Here is a 15,649-nt window from a genome sequence, read left to right as displayed (position 1 = left end):
GTTTTATTTCAACCGGACGCCGAGGTCGGCGAACTCAAAGCGGGTGAGTCCGCCTCCCGCCTGCCGCATCTTGTCGACGACGCCGGGCAAGGCCCCCGCGACCGCTTCGGTCACGGCGAGCCGGGTCTGGCGATCGTACGTGAGCAGGATGATGACGAGGCTCTTCGGCTGCGGAAGCCCGCGGTAGAGCGACACCAGCTCCTCGCCGAACCGCTCGATCTCGACCGCCTCGTTCTCGGAGAGGTTGATCCGCACCCGCGGCTGCCGGTCTCCCGTGTCGAGAGTCGCGACGCTCTCCGCGTTGATGTGCAGTTCCCAGACGTCGCACCGCTTCCGGATCTCCTCGTAGGTCAGGAGATGATGGACCATCTGACCGGGCGTCGCGTTCGCCATCCCCTGGACTTTTTCGCGGAGGGCGTTTCGCTCCGCGGGCGAATCGCCGACCGGCGAGGTTCGCAGCGTCTCGAGGATCTCGTTCAGCTTCGCTTCGGGGAGATCGAACATCGTCGCCAGCATCCGGCCCATCGCGGCCTGCCGCTCGACCGCCTGGTCCCCGCGGGTTGTCGCCTCGCGGACTGCGGTTTCGAGCGTCACCACGCGGCCCGCCAGATCCTGGGCGGTGGACTGGGCGCTGGCGGCGGCCACGCGGGTCTCCTCTTCCCGCTCGCGGACCGCGAGGTACTGGAGGAAGATGACGGTCAGCATCAGGTCCAGCAGCGGGACGAGCTGGAACACGAGTCGGCGGCGGGCCTTCATGCGTGCCCTCCCCCCGCCGGGTCGTTGGCGGCGACAAGGGCCAGCTCCCGCTTCGCGCGGGCGATCACTTCACGGACGGTGCGGCGGTTCTCGGCGAGGCGGTCGAAGGAGGGCTCGAGAACGCTGTTGAGGAACATCAGGATGATGGCGGCGATCAGCCCGGCGAAGGTGGCCCAGATCCCTTCGCCGAAGCGGGCGATGATCTGGTTGACGGTCACGACCTTCCCGGCGACGTCGGGCTGGAGGGCGGCGCCGATCGCCAGAACGGTCCCGAGGACGCCGGCGACGGGGTAGGCCTCGATCATCACGCGGGCGATGTTGTAGACGGTCTCGAAGGCCATCGAGTTCAGGTAGCTCTTCCGCTCATCGAGGAACTGCATCCGGAGGAGGAGCTGCCGGCGGTCGGCCGCGCGGGTGTCGTCGTCGAGGACATCGCGGACGTCCGCCAGGAAGGCGTCGATCTGGTCGGAGAGGTGGGCGTTGCCGTCGAGGAGGCTCTGGTTGCGGATCCCTTTGGTGAAGTCGAAGAGGCTGGAGGCGATGCTGCGGAGGTCGCGGCGGTACCAGATCCAGAGGAGGAAGAAGACGAAGAGGTGGATGGCGAACGCCGAGACGATGACGTGGGTCGAGATTGAGGAGACCCGGTTCAGAAGATCGGCGTTCAGTCCGGGGATCATGTTGGATCGGGTTAGGGCGGTGTGAGGAGCGCGGAGGGTTCGGGCGTGATGATCGTTCTGGGGGAACGGAGATCGGGCCGATTCGGATGACTCGTCCAAATCTCAGGTGGGCGAGGTCGTTGGGGATTGTCGCGTCGGCTTAGCCTAAAAGCTGCGGTCGGTTCTGGCTACGGCGTTCAGTAGCAACACCGGGTCCAGGGGCACCCTGGTCAGGGGGTGCAGGGGGCAGAATGCCCCTTGCCCGCCGGAGGCCTGGCCGTCGAGAGATGTCTGAAGGAGGACCTGTCCAAGCGCGGACAACGTGTCGGATGCCCCCTCACCAACCCGCGGGGATTACGAAGCGAGCGGTGGGGCCTCAACGCCGGTTCCACAAAGCGGGCGTCCGTTATGTCCCACGGTTCCTCGTGGAAGCGCCTCCGGCGGCAAGGGGTGACCCCCTTGACCCCGGCTGCCGTCGCACATTGGGTTTGAGCTATCGCGTCGTGCCGGCGAGGACGTGGTCTGACACAGCGGACCGACCATCATCCCGCGAGGGCTCTGTCCAGGTGAGACAGGAGGACGTCGGGATGATCCGGCTCCAGCTCCAGATTGAGGGCCCACAACGGAATCCCCTCCAGTTCCGCGGCCGGAATTTTGACGAGGTCCTTCCGCGTCGTAATGAGCGCATTCGCTCCGCCCGTCTGCCCCCAGACCCCCAGGGCTCGAAGGTCTTCTGGGCCGTAATGAAAATGATCGGGAAGCGCTCGGACCCGGGAAGCGTCCAGCGTCAGTCCGCTCGCCTGGAGCGAGCTTCGAAACCCGTCCGGGTTGCCGATGCCGCAGAACGCCCCCACGTTCCGGCCGGCGAAGTCGGCAGCCCGGAGCCGCTCGCCTCGCACGTTTACGAGGTCCCGCGTGATGAACCGCGACGTCTCGACCGGGACGTCGGCATACCGCCCTACGGTCTTCCTGATCTCCTCGATGCGGTTCGGCGGCGCGTGTTCGCAGCGCGTAATGAGCACGAGCGAAGCCCGCTTCAGCCCGGCCATCGGCTCCCGCAGCAGGCCTCGAGGCAGCAGTCGGTTAAAGCCCCAGGGATTGGTCGCATCGACGAGCAGGAGATCGAAGTCCCGGTGGAGCTGCCGGTGCTGGTAACCGTCGTCGAGAACGATGACGTCCCCCTCCTGCCCGACGACGATCGCCCGGGCGGAGTCGATCCGGCGGGGGTTCTGCCGATGCGGCACCCCGGGGCAGAGCTGGTCCATCAGCCGCTTTTCGTCATTCCCTTCGGCATCCAGCGAGCGATACCCGCGGCTGACGATCGCCGGGCGGCGGCCCCGCTCCCGAAGCTGGTTCACGAGCCACGCGACGACGGGAGTCTTCCCCGTACCCCCGGTGGTCAGGTTCCCCACACTGACGACGGGGCAGGGAACGCGCTCGATCCGCTTCCAGCCTGAGTCGAACAGCGCGTTGCGGCTGCGGACCGCGGCGCCGTAGAACGGCTCCGCGCCCGCCAGCAGGCATCGGAGCGTCGCTGCGGACAGACTCCGGTTCCGTCCCGACACAACGGCGAGGTAGCGTTCGAGATCCATCCCGCCCCGCTCAATCCGATCGTACGACGGTCACCCGGTCCAGCGGGACGCTGTCACCCCTGACGGGACCAGCGGACGCCCGTCGGGGAGTCCTCGACAGCGACCTTGGCGTTCTTGAGAGCGTCCCGGATCTTGTCGGCGACCGGCCAGTTCTTGTTCTTCCGCGCGTCCGCCCGGATGTCGAGGATCAGCTGCATCAGGTGCTCGACGAGGGCGTCGTCGGTCCCGGCCTTCTTCTCGGGGGCCTTGCGGAACACGCCGAGGATGTTGGTCAGCTCCTTGAAGAGCGTCATCACCGCGGTGAGGGCCGCGTCGTCGGCCGGGTTGGCGGTCGATTCCAGCTTCCGGTCGTTGATGAAGCTGTTGATGATCCGCCGCATTTCAAACAGGGCCGCGATCGCGCCCCCCGTATTGAAGTCGTCGTCCATCGCCTCGAGGAACTTGTCCCGCTGCTCGCCCAGGGGGCCGGCGAGATCCGGCGGCAGGCTGGTGGCGACCGTCGACTCCGCGCGGCGGGCGGAGGCGGGAAGGGCATAGAAGCTGGTCCCGGTGATCCGCTCGAAGGTCTCGAACAGCCGGTAAAAGCCTTCCATGCTCTTGCCGGTCGCGGCAATGTTCTCGATCGAGAAATCGATCGGGCTGCGGTAGTGCGTCGCGAGGAGGAAGAACCGGACGACCTCGGGCGAGTGATGTGCGAAGACGGCGGTCTTGATCGACTCGGCCCCGGCCGAACCGGCGAGCTTGCCGGCGATCTGGCTTTCGGTGGTCGTCGCCGCATCCCCTTCGCGGCTGTGAGCGCCGCCGACCTTGCCCGTCCCCTTGCCGGACTGCATGAGGCCGTTGTGGAGCCAGTAGCGGGCGAACGGCTTGCCGCTGCAGCACTCGGACTGCGCGAGTTCGTTCTCGTGGTGCGGGAACATCAGGTCGAGCCCGCCGCCGTGAATATCGATCGAGTCGCCGAGGATCTTGGCACTCATCGCCGAACACTCGATGTGCCAGCCGGGGCGGCCAGGCCCCCACGGACTGTCCCAGGCCGGCTCACCCGCCTTCGAGCCCTTCCAGAGAGCGAAGTCGGCGGGGTTCTTCTTGCGGTCGTTCGCCTCCACGCGGGTCCCGGCGAGCATCTGCTCCAGGCTGCGGTTGGAGAGCTTGCCGTAGTCGTCGTCCGACTCGACGGAGAAGTAGACGTCCCCGCCCAGCGGGTACGCGTGCCCCTTCTCGATCAGCCGCGTGATCATGTCCAGCATGTCCTGGATGTGATCGGTCGCGTAGGGGAAGTGATCGATGCTGTCGACACCCATCAGCTTGAGGTTGTCGAAGTAGTCGGCGGTCATCTGCTCGGCGAGAGCCTTGACCGTCATCCCCTTCTCGTTGGCCTTGTTGATCAGCTTGTCGTCAACATCCGTGATGTTGATGATGAACTTGACGTCGTAGCCGGAGTAGGCGAGGTACTTCTTGACGGTGTCGAAGATGACCGGGCCGACCATGTGGCCGATGTGGGCCGGCTTGTAGACCGTCGGTCCGCAGAGATACATCTTGACCCGGCCGGGCTCGACCGTCTGAAACTCTTCCTTCTGACGGGACAGGGTGCTGTAGACTCGCAGGGCCATTGACGTCTCATCTCCATCTCGATCGCGTTCGCATGGGGAACCGATCCATCAGGTCCCTCACCGGCAGCCGAACGCGCGTGAGGATAGGGGACGCACGCCGGGCGGGGAAGCCGGGTTGAGAGGAGCGGGGCCACACGCGGCAGGAAGAGGTCGAGCTGTCAGCGTTCCGCCGTCAGCCACGGGACGCAGGCCCGAACAGAGGAAAGAGAGTCACGCGAGCGAACTCGACGCCAGCAAGCCGCTGGTCTGCTCCTCGCTGACAACTGAAGACTCAGAACTGACAACTAAAAACAAGCACGCCCATCGAGCAAAAAGAAGGTGGCGTCCGTGCCGGTGTTCCGTCCCTGTTTGCAACGGAGTTGTGGGGACTCGCGTTGCGGACCTGAGTGAGTCGCTTCTTCTTGGTTCGATGGGCGTGCCAGTGTGCGAACTTGGTCGCGCGAACTTGCGCCGCGCGAACTTGGCGTCGACCTGCCGGTCAGTCGGTCAGCTGCTTGAACAGCGGGCCGAATTCCGGCATGTCCTGGCGGAGCTGCTCCAGCCAGGCCTTGGGGTTCCAGATCTCCACACAGATGACCGCGCCCACCACCATGACATCCTGAGATTTATCCACGTCGAGGAATTCTCGGAATCCCTCCGGGATCAGGAGTCGCGATCGGTTGGCCAGCGTCGCTTTCGCGTACCGCGTCGATAAGAGTCGCCCCAGACGTTGGACGTCAGTCCATTTCTGCTCCATCCGTCCGGCTGCGATCTTCTGCCGAATCAGGGCCATCCCGTCATCGTGCCGCTTCTGCCAATCGGCTCCCCGCCACAAGCTCAAACATCCGTAGCGTTCCTTCGCCACGATGGTCTCGCCTGCCTCATCCGAGATCGCCTGAGCAAACTCCTGGGGAAGGGTCAGACGGAACCGCTCATCGAGCGTCCGTTTGATCTCCCCGGTGATGAATGTCTCAGGTGCTGACATTGAGCCGCTGGCGGAAGAGTTTCCGGGTCGAAACCCGAATCTGCCGCGGTCATCCTATTGGGCTGAAAACCCACATTCAACGGGCTTCTAAAGATCATTGTGGGCTTGTTTCCCACGCGGCGGAATCTACTGCCCAATTACGAGACCGTCAAATTGTTTCATTCGGCAATCCCGGAAAATGTGGCAAATCCCGATTTCCCCAATGTTTCGCGGGGTTCCGTGAAGAGTGCCGCATCGTGCGGGGGCGCCATGCGTCGTTGTGGGAAATCGACCCACCGCGGAACGACGCATCGCAGATGAGAAGGCGGCCCCAGTCGATTTTTCCGCCTTTGTCGGATGCGCCGGAGGATTGGCCTGCAGCAACGAGGCGAACCGTGTCGATTTGCCGAATGGCGACGTTCCCGTCTGCGCCAGGAAGCTCACTCATGCGCCAGCACGGCACCTCGACATCCCGTCTTCGCCGCCCTCCGCGTCACCCCTGGCTGCGCCTCGTGCTCGCGGTGACTGGAGCTCTCGTCGCCGCCTCCGCATCAGCCCAGACGCTCCCCGCACGGCAGGGGCAGGCGGTCCGAGGCGGTTTCCCGCCCGGCGCTCCGCAGAGTCCCGCGGGAGGCGCCTGGTCGATGCCGCCGGCCGGCACGCGGATGGGAGTCCTCACGACCCCCGTCGCGGCCCCGACTCCGCTTGGAACGATCACGGTGGTCGGCGAAGTCGAACGCCCCGCCGTCCTCACGACACGGCAACCGCATCCCCGCCTCGACGCGATTCTGCACCACGCCGGGGGGCTGACCTCCGGCGCGTCGGGCAGTCTCACGATCTTTCGTAGCGGACAGCCGCGAATCCTACTGACGCTCCGCGACGCTCTGCAGAGCGAACTCCAGCACGGCGACGTCATCGTCGTCAGTCCGGCCCGGGTTCCCCCTTCGCCGGAGCGGGCCGCCCAGCCGCTGGTGACACTCGTCTGCCACAACCTGGGAGAGACGCCGCGGCTGCTGCGGGTTCCCGCGGGTGAAGCGTCGATCCTGGCGATCACCTATCGGCTGGGGCAGGTCGCGGACGCCGTCCCCCCCGCGGGCGTCGTCCTGCCGGCGGCCCAATTGTGGTTGTCGGACATCATGCAGCTCCCCACCGGGACCATGCTCTACTTCGATCCGCGTGTTCTCAACCGCGCGACACTGCATGCGATGCTTGCCGTTCGCGATCCGTTCGACCCAGTCGTCGACCTCGATGCTCTCCAGGCGAAGGGGATCAGCGCCGCCGGAACCGGCGGTCTGACGCCGGTGGGGCCGATCCACCCGTCCGTGCTCCTCACGCCGCCGTCGGGCCCGCCCCGAACCACCGCCTATGTCGAAGCCGCGGCTCCGCTCGGCGAACCTGCGGCCGCGTTTCAGGACTTCTCGCTGCCCGATGCCGGCCTCACGCCTCCTTCGATCGGGCAGGAACTGGCGCTCCTGAACGCGTCTCCGGTTGCCTCGGAACCGCCCCGGTCCCTCGTCCCCGTCGGGATGAGCGCGCCGCCGGCGGCCAGCCCGGCCAGGACGGCGTCCGCGGCTCCGGTGCCGAAACCGGCTTCGAAGCCGGTCGCCGTATCCCCCAAGAAGATCGAACCCGCCTCGAGCGCTTCCTCCTGGACGGGGATGGCCGGGCTCGGCTGGGGAGTGGGGCTGGGGATCCTGATCACGGGAGCCTTGGGGCTGACGCTCTGGATCCGCCGGCAGCTTCCGAAACGCCCCGCTCCGACGCCCCTGGAGATGCCCGTCCGGCAGCAGCCCGCCGCGGCGTCTTCCACTCGCCTCCACGGCGCGGTCGTCGGTGACCGCAATCTCCGTGTGGACCCGCCCCACGAAGCGCTGGCCGGTCCTCACTTCGGCCGTATTCCCACCGCCGCTGCCGTCTCGGCCGCCGCTGCGTCCCGCACGTCGGCGATGCAGGTGGCCGCCACCTCCGTCGACAGGCCGCTCGGCCCGGCCGGGGCAGGGGGGGCCGGGAAACCTAAACGGGCTCCGATGGCTCCAGCGTCTGCGAACGGTGAAGGAAGCGGACTGCTCGATCGCGTGCTCCGAGCCATGCAGCGGGAGCGCGACACATGATTCTGGCGGTCGATCTGGGAACGTCCGAGTTCCGCAGTCTGGCGCGAGGCCGCGCGGGTGCGACACGAGGGAGGTCGGGAAAGGCGCTCGCCGGACGGCGATGCGCTGCCTGCTACGTCTCGATCCCCAGCGATCCGATCCTGGAGCGCTGGATTGCGCGAATGAACGTCGACTCGATCGAGTGCGAAGGGGGCCGCGTCGTCCTCGGCGAAACGGCGGTCGAACTGGCCCACGTCCTCCGTGTTCCGCTGATCCCGCTTCTCTGGGAAGGACAGGTCCCCATCGCCGACCCGGTGGGCCGGCAACTCATCGCCGCCGCGGTCTCGGCCCTGATCCCGCCGCGGGCGCGCGTGGCGGAAGTAGTGCTGACGCTCCCCGGAAACGTCGTCGATCCCGACTCTCAGAACTACGGATTCCTGACGCGGCTGTTCCGCGGCCTGGACTGTCCGGTCCAAGTCCTGCACGCGGGGACCGCGACCGCTTTCGCGTCGCTCCCCGATCGCCAGTTCACCGGGCTCTCGATCAACCTTGGAGCGGCGTACTGCTCCGGCAGCCTGACCCGGCACGGCCAGCCCCTCGTGGAGATGACGCTTGCCGCCGGAGGCCGGACGGTGAACGATCGCCTGGCCCGCGTCCGCGGACGGTTCCTGTATTCACGGGACGGAACGCGCTATCTCGACCTGGCGGGAATCGAGGACTGGAAACGGACGGTGGACCTGCGGTCCGACCCCAAAGGGAGTCCCGAGCTGGCGGCCCTGCGGGACCTGTATGCCGAGCTGGCGCGCGATGTGGCCCGGAAGCTCGAAGTCGAGTTGTCCGGCAGCCGCCACGCCGCGCGGATGGGGGCCGGGGTCCCGGTCGTGCTCGCCGGAGGGGCGGCGGCGATGGGCGGGTTCGACGCGCTGCTGAAGGAGGCCCTGCTCAAGGTCCGCCTGCCGTTCGGCATCGGCCGGATCGAGCTTCTCCCGCATGACCCGTTCACGATCCCTCGCGGACTGCTCGTAGCGCAGGAGCGCGGAGTCCGGGGGATGTTGAAGCGGGCTGCCTGAGTCCGTTGCCGAAACTCAACATCTCTTCCCAGCCCTTCTCTCCGGCAGAACCTCGTTCTTCGCGAGGCGCGGCGCATCCGGTTCAGGGTTATGGGCCATCTGTGAGAATTTCGCCGCGGAGACAGATACAACGGTCCGCCGCCTCCCCGGCGGTGTTTCACTTGTCAGGACAAGTTTCCGCGCGCCGACGTGATGGCGGCCAACGGAGGCTTTCCTCCGCCCTGACCCGAGCCCCCCACAGGCTATGGACTCCCTCATCGACTCCCTTTTGACCCGCTACTACAACGCGGACGCCGGCGACTTCGGGGCCCTGGCGCTGGCTGTGATTGTCTTTTGCTGGTTCGTGTCGCGATACTTCAGTGATTGAGCACCGCGCAGCCGGTGGTCGTCGGACCGGGCGAGGGCGCGGCGGCGGGCTCAAACCGGATCGCCGGAGGAACTCATGGACCGAAGCTGGGCTTGGGGGCTCGTGATTCTCACCGCGTGTGTGCTCCTGCGGGGCGATTCCATGCCCCCGGACGTCGCGGCCCAGAAGGCGGGTCTCGCGGACTTCAACTCGCTGATCGGCGGCTGGCGCGGCGTCGGACAGGTCCGCCGGAGCTCGACCTCGGGCGCCTGGACCGAAACCGCCGAATGGGTCTGGCATTTCGGGCCCCAGGAAGTCGCGGTGGACTACGTGGTCAAGGACGGAAAGCTCTTTGAATCGGGCCGGCTCTCCTACGCGCCGGCCACCAAGGAATACACCCTCGCCGCCGTCCTGCCCGACAAGTCGAAGCAGACCCTCGTCGGAACGATGGACGGCAACAAGCTCGTCCTGACGACGACGGAGAAGGACGCGGCACAAAAGGAGATGGCCGAGATCCACCGGATGACGATCACGCGGCTCAGTCCCATCCGGACGCTGGTCCTCTTCGAGAAGCGGACACCGGCCCAGGAGCGATTCTCCCGAGTCGCCGAAGTGGGCTACACGCGGGCCGACGCGCACCTCGCCCGCGAAGGGGGGAACGGCCCCGAGTGCGTCGTGACCGGCGGCGTCGGAACGATCACTGTGATGCACAAGGGAAAGACCTACTATGTCTGTTGCACGGGCTGCAAGCAGGCATTCGAAGACGATCCCGAGGGGATCCTCGCAGAGTACTTTGCGCAGAAGAAGGCGAAGAAGTAGCGGCGCGGCCGGCTGGCTCAGGCGGCCGGCTGCCCCGGTGAGGCGTCGGCCGACGACGCAATGGACGTCGTGACGGCGTCGCAACGCTCCACGAGATCGCGGCGGACGTCCGGCATCGTGCCCCCGACATCGAGTTCGTCCCAGGCATCCCCCGGCTTCGCGAACAGGGCGACGCGGCGATCACCGGTCGCATGCGCCGCTCCGTCGTTCGAGGCTGCGGCATCCACCACGAGGTGATGACTGCCGGTCCGCAGGGCGACCTCGCCGAGCCCTTCGGTCCGCACGTCGACACGTCCTGGCTCGACGTCATCGCGGACGGGCTCCAGCAGATCGAGGCCGCCATCCGGGAGCTCGCGTCCCAGCCAGCGGGCGATCGTCGGCAGGAGATCGGTCACGAGGACCAGTTCCGAGTGTCGGATGCCGGGCTCGGGGAGCGCCGGAGACCAGAGGAGCAGAGGGACGTTGATCGCCCCGGCTCGCAGCCGCGGAAAGTCCGGGCCGGCGGGGTGCGACAGCAGGGCGGCGACGACCAGAAGCGTGTTCCGATCCGGTCGCTCGGAGACGAGATCGAACAGCCGTCCGATCGCCTCGTCGATCGCCGCCAGATGGGAGTGCACGGGAGCCGAGAGCAATTCCGGCGCGGTGATCGCGAGGAGTCCGGTCTTGTCCGATTCGAGCCAGGGCTGGACCGCTTCGGGGGCCACGGCATCGACGAGGGCGTGAGGCGTCGTGCAGCAGACCTCGCGGACCGCCACGCCTTGTTCCAGCCGGGAGCGGGCATCGTTCCACGAGTCGGACCACGGACCATCGGCCCCGAACGCGGAGGCGCCGCCGGAAACGCGGGGCGTCAGGGCGTTCTCGAAGATCGCCCCGCGGGCGGCGAGACGATCGAACCCGGGCGTCCGCTCACGAAAGCCGCCGTAGCAGCCGAGGCTCGTCAGCGGGAGCGAGTCGAAGAGGATCAGCACCGCCTTGGCGGGTCCTGCTGGCGAAGACGGGCCGCTCACCGTGCACCTCCGGCCGCCGGCGCTGCAGGGAGGCGATAGACCCGGAACGCTCCCTTGGTGAACACCGGATCCCCCTCGATCGGGCCGAAGCGGCTGCAGATCAGGTAGTCGATCCCGGTCCGTTGATGCAGGGTGGCGAGCTCAGCGGCGGAGACGCGCATGTCGGCGATGGCGGGGGTCCGCCACTCCTGGTCGAGCCACAGCAGCCGGCGATGCCATTCCATGATTCCGGGGGCGTCCTGCGGGCAGTCCTTGTAGTTCACGTACTCCGCCCGCTCCGTGTACCACTTGATTGCGAAGTCCTCGTTCATCGACTGAACGACGGCGTCCGAGGGAGTTTCCTTGCGGATCCAGCCGAGGACCTCCTTCCAGTCCTCGAACTCGGCCAGGCTCATCTTTCGAGCGGGCTTCTCATCGCCCGGCCAGAACCAGGCAACGCCGAGCAGGGCTGCGATCAGGGGAGCGAATCGCCACCATCCGGCCTTCCACGCGGCGACCGAACCCAGCCACTCGGCGAGGCGGACGGAAACCAGCAGCGGCACGAAGATGTCGGCGAGCCGGAACGGGTAGAGCTTGAGGAGTTTCAGCCGCAGCACGTAGAGCGAAAACGGGTGCAGCTCGCGGGGCCAGATCGCCACGACGATTCCGCCGATGGCACACAGGACCACCATCCATCCCATCCGCTCGAGGGCCGTCCATCGCCGTCCGCAGGGAAGGAGCAGGAGCGCCGCGATCAGGAGCAGATATTCGCGGTGGCTGGACCAGAGGAACTGCGCGGGGTCGAGGTGGTGGGCCAGCCGCTGCGCGACCTGGATGTGGTCGGCCTGCCAGCGCTCCTCGGGCGTCCCGAGCCGCAGGGCCGGAAGTGCCGCGACGAACCCCGGAGCGGCGGTCAGGGCGAACAGGATCGCCCCTCCGGCGATCGCCGGCAGCGAAACGTTCCCGTAGGCCGGTTCCGTCACGGAGGTGTCGGTTCGCCGAATTCTGCGGCGATCCACCGCGGCCCAGGCGAACGACAGGATGGCACACAGAGCTCCCCAGGCCCCGATGACCGGGTGAAACGTGAACGCCGCTCCGAGCGACGCACCGGCGATCACCGGCTTCCGGGCGGTCCAGAGGCCGATCGCCAGAAACAGAAAGCCCCAGGCGAACACCTTTCCTTCGACGCCGCGGAGAAGCCACTCGCCCGACCAGTTGCCGAGGACGTGGAGGCAACAGAAGAGCGAGGTGGCCAGGATTCGTTCCCGCCAGCCCGGGAGCGTGCCGCACAGCATCAGCGTCCATCCGGCCGCCAGAACGACGAGAGCCAGAGTCCGGCCGATCGCCGCCGACGTCTCGAACGAGAACCGGGAGGTGAGTTCCCCCAGGAGCCAGGAGGTGGCGGCGTGGGGGTTGGAGGACTCCAGAAAGAAGTCGCCGGCACACCACGCGGGATCGGCGAAGTGCTTCGCCTTGGCGAGGTAGTGGGTCTCGTTGATCCCCGGGCTGGGCCAGCGGGCGAACGAGAGTCCGCACAGCACGGCCAGGACCGCGATACCAAACAGCAACCGCCGACTCAGGGTGTCGGTTGCGACAGTCCCGGTCGGCGGTACGGAGTCTTCAAGAGGCATGCGAAGGAACGACTACTTGCCCTTCTTCTTGGCAGGGGCCTTCTTAGGGGCGGCGGCCTTCTTAGCGGAACCCGTGGCCGGCTTCTTCCCTTCGGTCTTGCCGGCACCCTTCTTCTTGCTGCCGAAAACGTTGTCCCAATTGCTCCAGTACTTGGGATTCGTACCCGTTCGTACGATCGGGCCGCTCATGAACTGACTCCCCTGTTGAACTCGTCCTTGGAAACTCCCTGCGACACCGGCGCAAGCCCAGGACGCGCGTATGTTCGGAGACGGCGAAACTTTGTCAAGGACTGCTGAAGGAGACGGGATTCCGGCGTGGGCATCAAAGCGTCCCGCGATGCGGAGACCTCGCCTCCCTCGCGCCTGCTGTCACGCTGTCTCGGCGAGCATCTTCTGAACGGCCGCGACGAAATCCGCTTCCGTCACCGTCTCCTGCGTCGCGGAGGCGAGGTTCTTGAGCGTGACCGTCCCGTTGGCGATCTCGTCCATGTGGACGATGACCGCGACGCGGAAGCCGCGGCGGCTGGCGTACTGGAACTGCTTGCCGAGCTTCTTGTCCTCGAGATACAGCTCGGTGGCGATTCCCGCATCCCGCAGCCGCTGGGCCAGGCGAGCGTAGCGGTGCGTCTCCTCGGCGAGCGGACGGGCGACGAGGACCGGGGCGATCGTGTCCCGGTCGGTCTTGATCCGGCCCATCTGGACCAGCCCGGTGAAGAGCCGCGTCAGGCCGATCGAGATCCCGACCCCCGGCAGCTTTCGGTTGGTGAAGTGGCCGGCCAGATCGTCGTAACGGCCGCCGGAACAGACGCTCCCCAGGTGCGGGGCGTCGAGGAGCGTCGTTTCGTACACGGTCCCCGTGTAGTAGGTCAGCCCGCGGGCGATGCCGAGGTCGATGGCGAACCGCTCGTCGGTCAGGCCGAAGTTCTCGGCCAGCGTGACGGTTTCGGTCAGCTCGGCGACTCCCTGGTTCAGCTCCGCGTGGCCGAACTTCTCTGCCGTCCCCTTGAGCATCGCCAGCGTTTCGGCGAGCGAGCCGCGGAACTGGAAGAAGGCGAGAATCGATTCGGTCTGCTCGACGGTCGCGCTCCGTCCAGCCATTTCCTTTCGGAACTGGTCGACTCCCTGCTTCTCGATCTTGTCGATCGACCGCATCAGGCCGGCCACCTCGTCCGGGGCGATGCCGTTGGCGGCGAAGAAACCGGACATGATCTTGCGGTTGTTGATCCGGATCCGGAAGTCGCCGACGGCGAGGTCCTGGAACACCCGCTGGATCACCGCGGGGATCTCGGCGTCGTAGTGCGGCGCAAGGGCGCCGTCGCCGATGATGTCGATGTCGCACTGGTAGAACTGCCGGAACCGCCCCTGCTGGGCGGAAGGCCGCTCGCCTCGCCAGACCGGCTGCATCTGGTAGCGGCGGAACGGGAAGGCGATTTCGCCGGCCCGCTGGGCCACGTACCGGGCGAGCGGAACCGTCAGGTCGAAGTGCAGCGAAAAATCCCGTTCGTCCGCTTCGCCCTCTTCGGCGTTGAGGCGGCCGAGCTGGTAGATCTCGCGAGTCGTGTCGCCGCTCTGCTTGGCGGTGAGGATGACGTTCCGCTCGACGGCGGGGGTTTCGATGGGGCGGAAGCCGAAGCGTTCGAATCCGGAGCGGATGGCGTCGAACATTCCCTGCCAGGCGACTTGTTCCTGGGGTGACCATTCGGGGAAACCGGGGATCGGCTCCAGGGCCGCCTTGTCGATCATTGCTCGCTCGCAGTCGCGGGAAAAACGAAACGCGGAGTGTATTGGATTGGGCGGTGGGGGGTAGAGAGGGTTCGGGCGAGTCGGGGACGCTGTGGACAAACGGACGTCATCTGCCTTACCGGGGTCCAGGGGCACCCTGGTGGGGAGTGCAGAGGGGCAACGCCTCTTTGCCCGCCGGAGGCCTGGCCGTCGAGAGATGTCTGAAGGAGTGAGTGTCCAAACGCGGACAACGTGCCGGATGCCCCTTCACCAACCCGCGGGGATTGCAAAGCCAGCGGTGTGTGTTGAGGGAGTCCTCAACGCTGGTTCCACAAAGCGGACGTCCGTTGTGTCCCACGGTTCCGCTACGAAAATGCCTCCGGCGGCAAGGGGGCGAGGCCCCCTTGACCCCGGCTGCCGTGGCACGTTGGGTTTGAGCTATCGGAGCCGTGCCGGCAAGAACGCCGTTCCGTTACCTGCGAACCGGGTCCAGCAGGATCAGCTGCTCCAACGGAACATAAAACTTGATGTACCGCCGTCCATTGCTGTACCGCTCACCCCGCGGATGCTCGACCAGGATCGTCGCCCGCTTCGTGACGCGGTTCAGGATCCCGTCGTAGTCGGTCCCCTCATGCTGAAAACGGACCCGCGAACCCGGGCGGAGACCAAACTGCGCCGCGGCCCGCTCGCTCTGCGTGATGAGGTTGTGCGTATGCGCCGCATGCCCGAACAGCCGCGACGTGATGCCCTGAAACCGGCTCTCGCTGCACTCCGACTCGTTCCAGGCCAGCAGCTCCACAAGATGGATCAGCTCATGCTCGAAGATCCGCAGCAGGGCATCGAGCCGGTGCCCACACTCGCACCCGCAGACCGTGACGGAGCGGTCAACGTCACGGAACGTCTGGAAGAGCAACGGAGCGGAGACCGCAATCTCGAACCAGGGATCGCCACGGCGCGGGGAGTACCGGAACGTCTTCCCCCCCGCCCGCGTCATGCGGGTCGAGATCCGGAAGTCGAGACGCAGGCTGCCGAGCGCCCTCCGGCAACCGCCGCGGAGGAAAGCGGCGTCGTAGCTGTCGAACAGGAGAGCGAGGTCGTCGGCGTGGATAGCCCGGAAATTCGGATCCCGCAGCGACCGGGATCGGGAAAGGAGCGTCTCGCTGATCAACGCGGTCCGTTGCCGGGCGACGTCGCGATTGAGCGATGTCCTGAGCGCCAGGTCCGCGAGTTCCGTTCGCGATGCGTCCACTCCGTAACCTCAAACCGGACGATGTCGTTCCCTGATAAACAGTAGGGCGTCAGGCGAGAGGGCTTCAAGGGATGAGTCGCTTCACGGCCACGAGATACGGAAAACGACAGCGGCCCGGAGAAACACGCAACTCTAGCGTGTCTCTCCGGGCCGCGGTGGGTCATGCTCCGGGGCGGGAA

14 protein-coding genes are annotated in these 15,649 nt (G+C 66.6%); 4 read left to right on the top strand and 10 right to left on the bottom strand.

Going from position 1 to position 15,649, the window contains the following annotated elements:
* Positions 1-3 precede the first annotated feature (3 nt).
* The 5 genes from VT03_RS04695 to VT03_RS04675 form a co-directional block, all read right to left on the bottom strand.
* A complete protein-coding gene (locus VT03_RS04695; protein ID WP_075091918.1) occupies positions 4-756 on the bottom strand; it encodes a hypothetical protein in 753 nt (250 codons plus the stop codon).
* A complete protein-coding gene (locus tag VT03_RS04690) occupies positions 753-1,433 on the bottom strand; it encodes a MotA/TolQ/ExbB proton channel family protein (RefSeq protein ID WP_075091917.1) in 681 nt (226 codons plus the stop codon). Before VT03_RS04690 ends, VT03_RS04695 begins: the two co-directional genes overlap by 4 nt.
* 521 nt (positions 1,434-1,954) lie before the next feature.
* Positions 1,955-3,004 (bottom strand): tetraacyldisaccharide 4'-kinase, encoded by a 1,050-nt coding sequence (gene lpxK / locus VT03_RS04685; protein WP_075091916.1) that lies wholly within the window; start codon positions 3,002-3,004, stop codon positions 1,955-1,957.
* Positions 3,005-3,057: 53 nt separating this feature from the next.
* Entirely contained in the window at positions 3,058-4,614 is a 1,557-nt protein-coding gene (gene cysS, locus VT03_RS04680) for a cysteine--tRNA ligase (protein ID WP_075091915.1), read from the bottom strand.
* A 478-nt stretch (positions 4,615-5,092) separates the two neighbouring features.
* Positions 5,093-5,578: a division/cell wall cluster transcriptional repressor MraZ gene (locus VT03_RS04675; protein WP_075091914.1), complete on the bottom strand. Its 486-nt coding sequence runs from the start codon at positions 5,576-5,578 to the stop codon at positions 5,093-5,095.
* A gap of 425 nt (positions 5,579-6,003) precedes the next feature.
* On the opposite strand from VT03_RS04675, the gene VT03_RS04670 reads away from it, so the two are divergent.
* From VT03_RS04670 to VT03_RS34070, 4 genes are all read left to right on the top strand, one after another.
* Complete coding sequence (locus tag VT03_RS04670; RefSeq protein ID WP_156514293.1) at positions 6,004-7,668, top strand: hypothetical protein; 1,665 nt, start codon at positions 6,004-6,006, stop codon at positions 7,666-7,668.
* Entirely contained in the window at positions 7,665-8,717 is a 1,053-nt protein-coding gene (locus VT03_RS04665) for a hypothetical protein (protein ID WP_075091912.1), read from the top strand. The genes VT03_RS04670 and VT03_RS04665 overlap by 4 nt, the downstream gene beginning before the upstream one ends.
* Before the next feature lie 244 nt (positions 8,718-8,961).
* A complete protein-coding gene (locus tag VT03_RS34945; protein ID WP_255378543.1) occupies positions 8,962-9,084 on the top strand; it encodes a hypothetical protein in 123 nt (40 codons plus the stop codon).
* Between the two features lie 75 nt (positions 9,085-9,159).
* Positions 9,160-9,882 carry a TRASH domain-containing protein gene (locus VT03_RS34070; RefSeq protein ID WP_075091911.1) on the top strand — a complete coding sequence of 241 codons (723 nt, stop codon included), beginning with the start codon at positions 9,160-9,162 and terminating at the stop codon, positions 9,880-9,882.
* Positions 9,883-9,899: 17 nt separating this feature from the next.
* Here the strand turns inward: VT03_RS34070 and VT03_RS04655 are convergent, their stop codons facing one another.
* The 5 genes from VT03_RS04655 to VT03_RS04640 all read right to left on the bottom strand — a co-directional run bounded on the left by VT03_RS04655 (position 9,900) and on the right by VT03_RS04640 (position 15,470).
* Complete coding sequence (locus tag VT03_RS04655) at positions 9,900-10,889, bottom strand: hypothetical protein (protein ID WP_156514292.1); 990 nt, start codon at positions 10,887-10,889, stop codon at positions 9,900-9,902.
* On the bottom strand, positions 10,886-12,436 hold the full coding sequence (locus tag VT03_RS04650) for a DUF6798 domain-containing protein (protein ID WP_075091909.1): 1,551 nt from the start codon (positions 12,434-12,436) through the stop codon (positions 10,886-10,888). The genes VT03_RS04655 and VT03_RS04650 overlap by 4 nt, the downstream gene beginning before the upstream one ends.
* Positions 12,437-12,511: 75 nt before the next feature.
* Complete coding sequence (locus VT03_RS33180) at positions 12,512-12,688, bottom strand: RNA polymerase subunit sigma (RefSeq protein WP_156514291.1); 177 nt, start codon at positions 12,686-12,688, stop codon at positions 12,512-12,514.
* A 180-nt stretch (positions 12,689-12,868) separates the two neighbouring features.
* Positions 12,869-14,242 (bottom strand): histidine--tRNA ligase, encoded by a 1,374-nt coding sequence (hisS, locus tag VT03_RS04645; RefSeq protein ID WP_075091908.1) that lies wholly within the window; start codon positions 14,240-14,242, stop codon positions 12,869-12,871.
* Between the two features lie 451 nt (positions 14,243-14,693).
* Positions 14,694-15,470 carry a hypothetical protein gene (locus tag VT03_RS04640; RefSeq protein WP_082845935.1) on the bottom strand — a complete coding sequence of 259 codons (777 nt, stop codon included), beginning with the start codon at positions 15,468-15,470 and terminating at the stop codon, positions 14,694-14,696.
* Positions 15,471-15,649: the final 179 nt, after the last annotated feature.

Source organism: Planctomyces sp. SH-PL14, assembly GCF_001610835.1.
Classification (GTDB): domain Bacteria; phylum Planctomycetota; class Planctomycetia; order Planctomycetales; family Planctomycetaceae; genus Planctomyces_A.
The sequence above is the reverse complement of the archived record's forward strand: the minus strand, read 5'-3'. Positions and strand labels throughout refer to the sequence as shown.

Coding starts and splice junctions, on each gene's coding strand:
- VT03_RS34070 (WP_075091911.1), top strand. CDS start 9,160: ATGGACCGAAGCTGGGCTTGGGGGCTCGTGATTCTCACCGCGTGTGTG.
- VT03_RS04665 (WP_075091912.1), top strand. CDS start 7,665: ATGATTCTGGCGGTCGATCTGGGAACGTCCGAGTTCCGCAGTCTGGCG.
- cysS (WP_075091915.1), bottom strand. CDS start 4,614: ATGGCCCTGCGAGTCTACAGCACCCTGTCCCGTCAGAAGGAAGAGTTT.
- hisS (WP_075091908.1), bottom strand. CDS start 14,242: ATGATCGACAAGGCGGCCCTGGAGCCGATCCCCGGTTTCCCCGAATGG.
- VT03_RS04675 (WP_075091914.1), bottom strand. CDS start 5,578: ATGTCAGCACCTGAGACATTCATCACCGGGGAGATCAAACGGACGCTC.
- VT03_RS34945 (WP_255378543.1), top strand. CDS start 8,962: ATGGACTCCCTCATCGACTCCCTTTTGACCCGCTACTACAACGCGGAC.
- VT03_RS04670 (WP_156514293.1), top strand. CDS start 6,004: ATGCGCCAGCACGGCACCTCGACATCCCGTCTTCGCCGCCCTCCGCGT.
- lpxK (WP_075091916.1), bottom strand. CDS start 3,004: ATGGATCTCGAACGCTACCTCGCCGTTGTGTCGGGACGGAACCGGAGT.
- VT03_RS04690 (WP_075091917.1), bottom strand. CDS start 1,433: ATGATCCCCGGACTGAACGCCGATCTTCTGAACCGGGTCTCCTCAATC.
- VT03_RS33180 (WP_156514291.1), bottom strand. CDS start 12,688: ATGAGCGGCCCGATCGTACGAACGGGTACGAATCCCAAGTACTGGAGC.
- VT03_RS04695 (WP_075091918.1), bottom strand. CDS start 756: ATGAAGGCCCGCCGCCGACTCGTGTTCCAGCTCGTCCCGCTGCTGGAC.